Below are 8266 nucleotides of genomic sequence, written 5' to 3'. Positions count from 1 at the left end.
GGCCGTAGGGGGCGAAGACACGGGCGAAGCGCGCCAGCGTGTCCGCGTCGACCGGCTCGGCACCGTTGGCCGCCAGACGCCAGGTGGACAGGTCGAGCCCGGCGAGATCCCCGCCTTCGAGGCGCTTCACGCATAGATCGAAGGCGAAGTTGGGCGCAGCGGTGACGGTGCCGCGATGGTGGTGGATCGCCCACAGCCAGCGCTCGGGGCGGGCGAGGAAATCCAGCGGCGACATCAGGATCAGGGGCATGCCGTGGTAGAGGCTGCCCAGCCAGGTGCCGATCAGGCCCATGTCGTGGTACAGCGGCAGCCAGCTCACGCACACGTCGCTCGCCGTCAGCGCGGCGGCCTCGCCCCAGGCGCGGATGTTGGCGAGCAGGTTGCCATGGCTCAGCGCAACGCCCTTGGGGTCGCCGGTGGAGCCGGAAGTGTACTGGATCAGCGCCAGGCCGCCCGCCCCCGGGGCGGGCGGCTCCGCAGCAGGCGGGCGCGGCCCGTCGAGCAGGCTTTCCGGGGTGACGACATGGACAAGCGCGGGCGACAGGCCGGCGAGCATGCGCGCGAGCGGGCGTACGCGATCGAAGGTGATCAACACCCGCGCCTCGCAGTTGCGCAGGATGCCGGCCTGACGGCGCAGGTGCTCCTCGATCTGCGCAGGGCGCGCCGGTGGATACATCGGCACCGGCACCGCCCCCGCGCGCAGGATGCCGAAGAAGCAGCGGAAGAAGTCCAGCCCCGAAGGCAGCATCAGGGCCACGCAGTCGCCCGCGCGCATCTCGAGCGCGCGCAGCGCCTGCGCCACCTGGCCGGCGCCCTCGGCAAGACCGGCATACGTCAACGTGTCGAGACGGTCCTCGCTGGCGTAGAAGCGCACATGGACGCGATCGGGGTGGCGGGCAAGGTGCCAGTCGAGGACTTCCAGCAGGGTGCCCGCGTCCTTGGGCAGCTCCGCATCCTCGCCGGACGCGCGCTCGCAGTCGGCGACCGCCTCCGCGGGCGGCCGCGGCGGTGCGTGCGAGGCGGCCGACTCGCCCAAGGCGGCGAGCAGCTCGCGCGGTGTCTGCGCCATGCCCAGCACCTCGGCGCGCAGCCGCACCCCGTAGTGCTGCTCGATGCGCGCGAGCAGCTCGACGCGGCTCAGGCTGTCCAGGCCCAGATCGCGGTCGAGCTGGCTGTCCAGCGTGGCCTGCCGGCGCGCGCCCGGCTGCAGTTCGCCCACGAGGGCGTCGATCAGCGCCAGCAGCGGGGCGGGATCTCGAGCTGCGGACGGGCCGTGCGAAGACTGCGGCGAAGCGGGCATCGCCGAACTCCTTATTGCCGCCGCACCGGCATCACGGCGCAGCGGCGGTCGAGTGCAGGATCACCGAAAAGGGCACGCAGGGACCAGCCGGGAGGCGCACCACGCTCGCGCATGACGAGCGCCAGCCTGCCCGCAGCGCGAGCCCCCACGCCTACCGACCTGCATGCGCGAATTCTAGACGGCCTCATGCGGTGTGGACGCCTGCTGAGCACAAGGCAGCGCGAACGGCACTTGCGCCAGCACCACCCCGCGTTCGCGCAGCGCCGCATCGATCAGCCCGAGCACCTCGTCCCGGCAGGCCGGCTCGCGATCGTGCTGTGGCACCCAGTACTTCACCCGGTAGGTGATGCCCGCCGGGCCGTAGGACACCAGCTGCACCTCGGGCGGCTTGTCCTCGGCGATGCTCGCCGCACGCTCCAGCGCCGCGCGCATCAGCTCCCTCGCCTCGGCCACCGGCAGCGCGACCGGCAGGGTCAGCTCGGCGTGGTCGCGATATTCCTTCTTCGGCGCGCTGAAGTTGGTGATGCGCTGCCGCGAGATCTGGCTGTTGGGCAGGATCACGTAGGTGCTGTCCCCGGTCACCAGCCGCGTCGTGCGCCAGCCGATCTCCTGCACCCGCCCCTGCGCCAGGTTCTCGATGCGCACCCAGTCGCCGATGCGGAACGGCGCCTCGATCCCGAGCGCGATCCCGGACAGCGTGTCGGCCACCACGTTGCGGATCGCGAAACCCAGCACTGCCAGCACCAGCCCCGAGCCGGTCAGGATCCCCGACAGGTCCTGGCGGAACAGCAGCGACAGCCCGCCCAGCGCGGCCAGCGCGAACAGGAACACCCGCAGCAGGTCGAGCAGCACCTTGGGCACCGGCTTGCGCCCCTTGCGCCGCTGCGACAGCCGCGCCGACGCGAGCGCATGCAGCAGATGCGCAGCGGTAAACAGTGCGAGCGCAATCGCTGCGTTGCGCACCGGCTCGAGCCAGGGCTGCAGGGCGTGGTCGACGGGCAGCAGCCCGAACGCCCGCTCGGCGTACAGGACGAACAACACCAGGAAGAGGAGACCGACACCGGCATGCGAGCCGGCGCGGGAGTACAGCGCGCGAACCATGGCAGGACCTTCGAGACGAGAGGAAACGACACTCCACCGACCCCGGCCTGCCGATCCGCGCCGGCAAGGCGCTATCGAGGCCGGGGCCAGGCATGTGCCTGGTCGATGCACAGGGCGAATCTCGCGCGGCCGCGGCAGCTCATCGCGTGGTCTCCGAAAGTTGGGGGGGGGGATGGCCGTGAAGGCCGGTCCACCCTATATGGGGATGGATCCTGCGCTTTCAAACGCGCGGGCGCACATGCCGGGCGCGGCGGGAGGGGGCGTCGGTATCCCGGTGCTCGAGCGGCAAGCCTGCAGGCCGGCACGCAACCCGCCTTCCTCAGCCCTTCGCCTGCGACCTCTTCTGCCGCTCCTCGAGCGCGGCTTTCTCGCGGGCGGCCTCGCGCTCCTCTTCCAGCTTCTTCTTGCCGTAGGCGATCGCCATCTTCATGGCCACGACCATCACGGCGCCGATGAGGACGATGTAGAGCAAGGAAGCGCGGTTGCCGGGGTCGGCCTCCGTCACGGCCGCCTTGGCGGCCTCCTTCCTGCCTTGCTGCGGGTCGAGCGCCTGTGCGCCCGCCGTCGCGCCATCCTGTCCGGCGCCCTCGGCCATGGCCGGGCCGCTCGCAAGGAGGACGCTGAAGCCGATCAACACTGCCATGATGTAATTCATCGAAATCCTCATTCGTCGATCCAGTCACACACTTGACGCTTCTCCTGCAAGCGGCGCCTCGACGCATCGATCTGTCGAACATCGCGTGATTGTACTGAAGAACCCCGCCGGGACTCGGCACCCGAGCCGCCCGGCGCAGTCCTTGCACCGCAAGACCTCCGCCAGCGGAGATCCCCACGCCCCCCGAGGCGACAGCCCCCATGAGGACACCGACCATGAACCCGATCGTCCGCATCCAGCCCCGCAACGCCGACCTCGGCGACGGCCTGCTCGTCCGCCGCACCCTCCCCAATCGCCAGCAGCGCATGGTGGGAGCGTGGAGCTTCCTCGACCACGCCGGCCCGGTGCAGTTCGAACCCGGCAAGGGCCTGCACGTCGGCGCCCATCCGCACATCGGCCTGCAGACCTTCACCTGGCTGATCGAGGGCGAGGTGCTGCACCGCGACAGCCTGGGCAACGAGCAGCTCATCCGCCCCGGCCAGGTCAACCTGATGACCGCCGGGCACGGCATCGCCCACACCGAGGATTCGCTCCACGACGGCGGGCGCCTGCACGCCGCGCAGCTCTGGATCGCCCTGCCACCCGCGCACAAGGACTGCGCCCCGGCCTTCGACCACTACCCCAAGCTGCCGCAATGGCGCGAGGGCGGCGCCGAGCTCACCCTGCTCGCCGGCCGCTACGGCCAGCGTGAAGCGCCGGCGCGCATCCACTCTGCGCTGGTCGGCATCGACATCGTCTGCGCCGGGGCGAGCACGCTCACGCTCGCGCTCGATCCGGATTTCGAGTATGGGCTGATGCCGCTCGCGGGCGACCTGGACATCGATGGCGAGCTCATCCACACCGACGAGCTCGCCTGCCTCGGCAAAGGACGGCGCGAAGTGCACCTCGCCCTGCCCGCAGGCGGCCGGGTGCTGTTCCTGGGGGGCGAGCCCTTCGACGAGCCGGCGCAGATCTGGTGGAACTTCGTCGGCTTCGACCAGGCCGGCATCGCGCAGGCGCAGGCCGCCTGGGAGCGGGGCGACGAGCGCTTCGGCGCGGTCGGCGACGGCCGGGCGCCGCGGCTCGTGGCGCCGCCCTTGCCGTGGCGGGACGGGGGTGAGCGGCACGGGTGAGCGCTGCCGGATGTTCCCCGTGTGGGGATGCCAGGTTGGGATCCCGCGAAAAGCCGCCCGGCAGCCCTCCGCCGCACGACCCTATGCCTCCGGATCATCCTCGCGGCAAGCAGCACTGCCGCAACGCGGGCAGACGAAGGTCCCGACCGGGGACTCGACAAAGCGCAAGCCGAGGTCGTCGCCTGCGGCGACATTGCCATCGCAGGTGATCAGACGCCCCCCGATCGTGACGTCTTCCTGCAGGCCGCAGGCCGGACAGCTCAGCAGCCCGCGATCCTCGGCGAAGAGACCGAGCACGCGCGCCTCCTCGCGAAGGGATTGAATGCCTCGGGCCAGGGCCGCCAGTTCGGGCGGAATTTCGTGATCAGCCATGGCGGATGACGTCCGGGCCGCGCGCGCAGGGGGCGGAGCGGATTCTCATGATCCGTCGATCTCGAGGCCGGCGCGTCGCCACAGCGCGTCGAACTCCTCGCCCACGCCCCAGCCCACGTTCTGCCCGATCGCGCGGACGACAGCCAGCCGCTCGAGAAAGCTCGCGCGCTGCGGCTCGGGCAAGCCCGCAACGATCGTCAGCGCCTGCTCGAACATCCGCACCAGCGCGCCGTAGTACGCCTCGTCGTCCAACCCGAACTCGGCGCTGAAACCGGTCGCCTGCTCGCAATAGAAGACCATCAGCTCCGCGAGCCCCGCCGGCAGGCCGATCGCCTTCTTGTAGTCGGCGATCGGCTTCTTGGCCTTCGCGACCGAGTAGTCCTGATTCTTGTACACATCGGGGCAAAGCCAGCGCTCGATCACTACCCTGTAGGGTTCGAGCGCATCCTCACCGAGCCCGAAGCGGGCGTGCAGGAATACCTGATTGTCCTTGCTGGCGGCATACAGGTCCTGGACCAAGGCGAGCAGTCCGGCCCGGTCGAAGTCGACCAGCGCGCCCTTTACGTCGCGCCAGCCTGGCTTGCCCTTCTTTATTGTCATGTCCGACGGATCCTTCATCGAGGGTTGGTCAACTCCAGGCCGGTAACAGCCTCACGCCCAGCACGCTGCCGATCACCGCCAGCCACACCACCGCCGCCGCATAGGCCTGCAGGCAATAGCGCACGTTGGCGCGCGCGAGCTGCGCGGCCGACAGGCCGTAGCGACCCTGCAGCGCGAGGTGGATGCCGGACATCGGCCCGGCGGCGAGACCGATCGCCCACGACTGCACGAACACCAGCGCGAGCAGCGTCGGTTCCGGTTGCAGCGGCGCCAGCCAGGCCGAGGCCATGGCGATGGTGATCACCGCGTGGATGCCGAGCGCGGCGAGCAGGATCATCGCCGCCAGCGCCAGCGCCGCCTCGGTCACGCCGAAGGCGGAAAAGGGCAGCCACAGCCCGCCGCTGTCCATCAGCGCACGCAGCCCACTGGCGAACACCGCCGCCGACAGGAACAGCACCAGCTCGCCCGACATGCCCGGCAGGCGGTCGCGCACATGGCCATACAGCGCATGGCCGCCCGCCCGCGCGCCCTGCTGCACCAGCACCACGACGCAAACCACCGCGAGCGCGGCCAGGCTGATGACCGCCAGCGCCGCCCATTCGGGCACCACCCAGTGTCCCGCCGCCACCAGCACCGCCAGCACCGCGGGCACCTTCAGCGCCGACGCCTGCATCGGATAGCCGACGAAGTCGGCCGCCCGGTTGCCGCTGCTGCGCTCGGTGTCGCGGCCGGCGAGCCACAGCAGCACCACTGCGAGTGCCATGCCGGATGCAGCCAGGCCGAGCGGGCTGGCGCCGGGCGCATAGGTCAGCGCCACCGCGGTGGCGGCAAAGAAGGGCGACCACAGCGCCGCGGCGAGGAAGGCGCGCACCAGCACCGCAGCCTGGTCCTGGCGCGGCTTGCCGTCCGCACCGATGCGGTCGGCCATGATGAAGACCGCCGACAGGTTGATCACCGCGCCCAGCACGTGCACCGCGCCCAAGGTGCGCCACAGCGCGCCGCGGCCCCTGGGCAGCCCTGCGCTGCCGGCTTCGGGCGTGCGCAGCAGGCGCAGGAAGCTCACCGCCGCCAGCATGCCCAGCAGCGCGGTGTTCTGCGTCAGCAAGCCGAGCAGGCTCGGGCTGCCCCCGCGCCCGAGTGCGACGCCAAACGCCACCACGCCAGCACCGGCCAGCAGCAGCGCCTGGCGCTTCTGCGCACGCGCAAGCTGCGGCCACAACAGCGCGGCCGCGCCCCAGGCCGCCAGCCCGGCGGTCCACACGGGCGGCCCATGTCCGGTGCCCGCCAGCGCGGCGAGCACGGTCATCGCAAACAGCAGCACGGCCGCCAGCGTGCGGCGGCGGGGAGAGGTGGTGGGTAATTCAGGGGGCAAGGGAGCGAAGGGTCTTGTTGGTCCGCGGGGGCTTTGGCTGCGAGGGTCCATTTTCTACCAGATGCCGATGGCGACACAGCGCGGCATCGCCCCCCTGCGGGACGAACACCGCGAACCGCGCGGCCTGGCGCCGCTGCATCCCCGCCTCCCGCATCGGGGATAATGGCCCCCGGAGACTCGCACCGCCCCCCCATGTGCGCCAACTACCGCCCCGCCTCGCGTGAAGCACTCTCTGCGCTGCCGCTGCCGCCGCCGGACTTCGGCTACGGCGAGGCCTATCCCGGCTCGGTCGTTCCGGTCGTGACCAACTTCGCCCCCCGACAGTGGGTGCCCGCCCTCTTCGGGCTCGTCCCGGCCTGGGCGCACGACCTCAAGATCATCCGCTCGACCTACAACGCACGCTCGGAGACGCTCGGCGAGAAGCCCTCCTTTCGCCACGCCTGGCAGCGCGGGCAGCTCTGCATCATCCCGGCCGAGGTGCTCTTCGAGCCCTGCTACGAGACCGGGAAATCGGTGCGCTGGGCGATCCGACGCGCCGACGGCAAGCCGATGGGGATCGCCGGGCTGTGGGAGCGCAAGGCGGACGAAGCCGGGAATCTGCACTGGTCGATGACCCTGCTGACGATCAACGCCGACGGCCATCCCCTCATGCAGCGATTCCACAAGCCGGGCGACGAGAAGCGCTCGGTGGTGATCCTGCCCGACGAGGCCTGGGGAGACTGGCTGCGCGCGAAGTCCGAAAGCGCGGCGCGCGCGTTCTTCCAGGGCTTCGACTCGGGCGCGTTCGTGGCCGAGCCTGCACCGCGCTGATGCGCCCCGCCGCGGACCTGTCGCCTCCGCCTGCCAAGTGACAGGCCAAACCGACCCGCGCAACCCATTGCTTTTTATAGGCCACGTGCGAAAGCCGGCTTTCGCAGAAACAGAGAACGGAGAGCACAGAGGGCGAAAAACCCTCGAAAAAGAGGGTGCCGGGAGGGGGCGGCCTTTTCGCACGAAACGCGAAACCCGCGCCAACACTGGGGTTTCGGGCAGGCATGAAAAAGGCCAGAGCAATGTCTGGCCTTTGGAAAGTGGTGGACCGAAGGAGGATCGAACTCCCGACCTCTGCATTGCGAACGCAGCGCTCTCCCAGCTGAGCTATCGGCCCTGAAAGAGCGCGCATTATAGTGAGGCGCCGCAGGAAAGGGAAGGGCCTCGAGCGCATTTGCACGCCGTGGTGCTTCCCGGTTCTGGCAGGAGCGGCGCGAGCCGCGAATGCAGCGGTTCTGCACTCGGCGTGGGCAAGAGCCCCGTGGCCATGTTCGCGCCTGCCGGCGCTCCTACAGAAACCACCACGCATCCCGGTTCCCTGGAGCGCCGGCAGGCGCGAATACGGCGGACGTGACTGGTGTTCGCTGCCGCCGCCCCCGCGCGAGACGAAGCCGCGACGCTTCATGTAGGAGCGCCGGCCACCGCGAATACAGCGGACGTGCCTGCTGTTCGCTGCCGCCGCCCCGCGCGAGACGAAGCCGCGACGCTTCATGTAGGAGCGCCGGCAGCGAAAACGGCGGTGGAGCCGCGGCGGGGCGAGTGCCGAGCGTCATGTTCGCGCCTGCCGGCGCTCCTACAGAAACCGCCGCGCATCCCGGTCCCCTGCAGGAGCGACGGCAGCCGCGAAAGCGACGGACTGCCGGCGCTCCCGCAGGTGCCAAAACGGCGGGAAGGCCTTGTAGGAGCGCCGGCAGGCGCGAAAGCGGCGGACGGACTTAGTCGGG

8 protein-coding genes and 1 tRNA gene are annotated in these 8266 nt (G+C 70.5%); 2 read left to right on the top strand and 7 right to left on the bottom strand.

Annotated elements, in window-relative coordinates; translation table 11 throughout:
• The 3 genes from C667_RS17520 to C667_RS17510 form a co-directional block, all read right to left on the bottom strand.
• Window positions 1–1300, bottom strand: a 1300-nt coding sequence (locus tag C667_RS17520; RefSeq protein WP_004372366.1) for an AMP-binding protein, incomplete at its 3' end; no start/stop codon positions are given.
• Between the two features lie 174 nt (window positions 1301–1474).
• A complete protein-coding gene (locus C667_RS17515; protein ID WP_004372365.1) occupies window positions 1475–2401 on the bottom strand; it encodes a mechanosensitive ion channel family protein in 927 nt (308 codons plus the stop codon).
• Between the two features lie 319 nt (window positions 2402–2720).
• Entirely contained in the window at window positions 2721–3056 is a 336-nt protein-coding gene (locus tag C667_RS17510) for a hypothetical protein (protein ID WP_004372364.1), read from the bottom strand.
• Between the two features lie 215 nt (window positions 3057–3271).
• Here C667_RS17510 and C667_RS17505 point away from each other — a divergent pair, with 215 nt between their 5' ends.
• Window positions 3272–4168, top strand: a complete 897-nt coding sequence (locus C667_RS17505; RefSeq protein ID WP_004372363.1) for a pirin family protein — start codon at window positions 3272–3274, stop codon at window positions 4166–4168.
• Between the two features lie 81 nt (window positions 4169–4249).
• Here the strand turns inward: C667_RS17505 and C667_RS17500 are convergent, their stop codons facing one another.
• Genes C667_RS17500 through C667_RS17490 form a run of 3 tightly spaced genes read right to left on the bottom strand, consistent with a single transcriptional unit; the run spans window position 4250 to window position 6512 of the window.
• Window positions 4250–4540 (bottom strand): hypothetical protein, encoded by a 291-nt coding sequence (locus C667_RS17500; protein ID WP_157302388.1) that lies wholly within the window; start codon window positions 4538–4540, stop codon window positions 4250–4252.
• A gap of 45 nt (window positions 4541–4585) precedes the next feature.
• Window positions 4586–5158 (bottom strand): hypothetical protein, encoded by a 573-nt coding sequence (locus tag C667_RS26520; protein ID WP_004372361.1) that lies wholly within the window; start codon window positions 5156–5158, stop codon window positions 4586–4588.
• Between the two features lie 10 nt (window positions 5159–5168).
• Entirely contained in the window at window positions 5169–6512 is a 1344-nt protein-coding gene (locus tag C667_RS17490; RefSeq protein ID WP_157302386.1) for a hypothetical protein, read from the bottom strand.
• Window positions 6513–6704: 192 nt separating this feature from the next.
• Here C667_RS17490 and C667_RS17485 point away from each other — a divergent pair, with 192 nt between their 5' ends.
• Window positions 6705–7322 carry an SOS response-associated peptidase gene (locus tag C667_RS17485; RefSeq protein WP_004372359.1) on the top strand — a complete coding sequence of 206 codons (618 nt, stop codon included), beginning with the start codon at window positions 6705–6707 and terminating at the stop codon, window positions 7320–7322.
• 261 nt (window positions 7323–7583) lie between these two features.
• On the opposite strand, the gene C667_RS17480 is transcribed toward C667_RS17485, so the two are convergent.
• Window positions 7584–7659: transfer RNA gene (locus C667_RS17480), tRNA-Ala, on the bottom strand.
• Between the last annotated feature and the right edge of the window lie 607 nt (window positions 7660–8266).

Source organism: Thauera phenylacetica B4P, assembly GCF_000310225.1.
Classification (GTDB): domain Bacteria; phylum Pseudomonadota; class Gammaproteobacteria; order Burkholderiales; family Rhodocyclaceae; genus Thauera; species Thauera phenylacetica.
The sequence above is the reverse complement of the archived record's forward strand: the minus strand, read 5'-3'. Positions and strand labels throughout refer to the sequence as shown.